This window comes from Ancylomarina sp., from assembly GCF_041555295.1.
Lineage (GTDB): Bacteria > Bacteroidota > Bacteroidia > Bacteroidales > Marinifilaceae > Ancylomarina.
Map to the genome: position 1 here is coordinate 1 of NZ_JBFFKR010000475.1, position 1,532 is coordinate 1,532.

Annotated in this window: 2 protein-coding genes; one reads left to right on the forward strand and one right to left on the reverse strand. The window is 35.8% G+C overall.

What is annotated here, in order from left to right; all coding sequences use genetic code 11:
• Positions 1-1,082, reverse strand: a 1,082-nt coding sequence (locus ABY905_RS17220) for an MFS transporter (protein ID WP_372646126.1), incomplete at its 3' end; no start/stop codon positions are given.
• 304 nt (positions 1,083-1,386) lie between these two features.
• On the opposite strand from ABY905_RS17220, the gene ABY905_RS17225 reads away from it, so the two are divergent.
• A partial coding sequence (locus tag ABY905_RS17225; RefSeq protein ID WP_372646127.1) for a hypothetical protein occupies positions 1,387-1,532 on the forward strand: 146 nt, incomplete at its 3' end.

Below are 1,532 nucleotides of genomic sequence, written 5' to 3' on the forward strand. Positions count from 1 at the left end.
AATGCAAAACCAAGAACAATCATAGCAGTAAATGCGAAAGCTGTATTACCTGGTAAGAAAGCAAAAATAACGTGAGAGAAAATAAGTAGTAAAGATCCAAGAATCATGATACTAGCTGATTTTCCTTTTTTATCCATAAAGGCCCCAAAAATAGGAGTAAGAACCATGGTTCCAATTGGAAGTAGTCCTACAATCATTCCTGATAATTCTACAGGAAAACCATATTTCTGAACCATTAAATCTGGTGCAAACTTTGTGAATGGGAAAATTGCTGAGTAAAATAAAACACAAAGAAGTGAAATTAAAATAAAGCCAGGATTCTTGAACAACAAGAATACATCACTCGCCTTGAATTCGTCTTCAGAAGCAACAATACTTGTATCAGCAGCAACCTCAACGTCCAGTCTCTTATCCATCATGTTATGAACAAAGTATGCCAACAAACCGATAACTAAAAGAATTACACCAAATGCTAAAGGACGTGAAATGATTTTATCAGCACCAGTCATCCATGGAGACGCAGAAAATGCGATAAGCATACCACCACGAGCACAAGCCATTTCAAGACCCATTGCCAATGCCATCTCTTTTCCCTTAAACCACTTTACAATGATTCGAGAAACAGTGATACCAGCAATCTCAACACCAACTCCAAATAATGAATATCCGATCATAGCCATCTTCAACGAAGGCTTATAGTCTGTTAAGAAAGAGTTTAGGAAATCATATCCAAGACCACCATTGTTAAACGTATCTGTCATGGCATAATAGTTGAAGAAAGCTCCAACAATCATAATACCAACAAAGAAAGTACCCGTGAATCGAATACCTGCTTTATCCAGAATAATTCCACCAAAAATAAGCATCAAACAGAATACGTTTAATACAGAATAAGAACCAGCAAAAGTTCCATAAGATGAGTTTGACCATCCCATTTGGTCACGCAGCATTCCCTGCAAAGGAGACATGATATCTGTAAAGAAATATCCTGTAAGCATCAAGAAGGAAACCGTCAGCAAAACGAACCATCTTGCACTTTTGCTGTCTCTTATTGAGAGACTAGCCGCTTTAGTTATAGCCATGTTTTTAAAGTTTTATTTCTGTTTAAGTTAATGTTTTAGAGGCCGCTAAATTAGGATTTATACTGAGACAAGCAAAACTGAGCTTTATGTTTTAGATTCATAACAGTCAGTAAAAAGCTATAATCATGACCTAACAAACTATTAACTTGCCTGTTGATCCAAATCTATTAAACTTCACTTTTCTCAAGTTGAGCATAAGTTTCAAAAACTATATTGGTGTATTACTTGTACTTTAAGATCGCCAACGAGTCATCCTTCAAACTTTGTCCTTATCTTTGGTGTCTGACTTATTTAGACTAAAAAGATGCAAACACTGACTCAAAATACTGGACTGTATACCGATTTTTATGAGCTAACTATGGCTCAAGCCTACTTCTACAGTGGCAAACAAAATGAAACGAGCACATTCGATTATTTCTTTAGAACCAATCCTTATAAAGGAGGTTATAT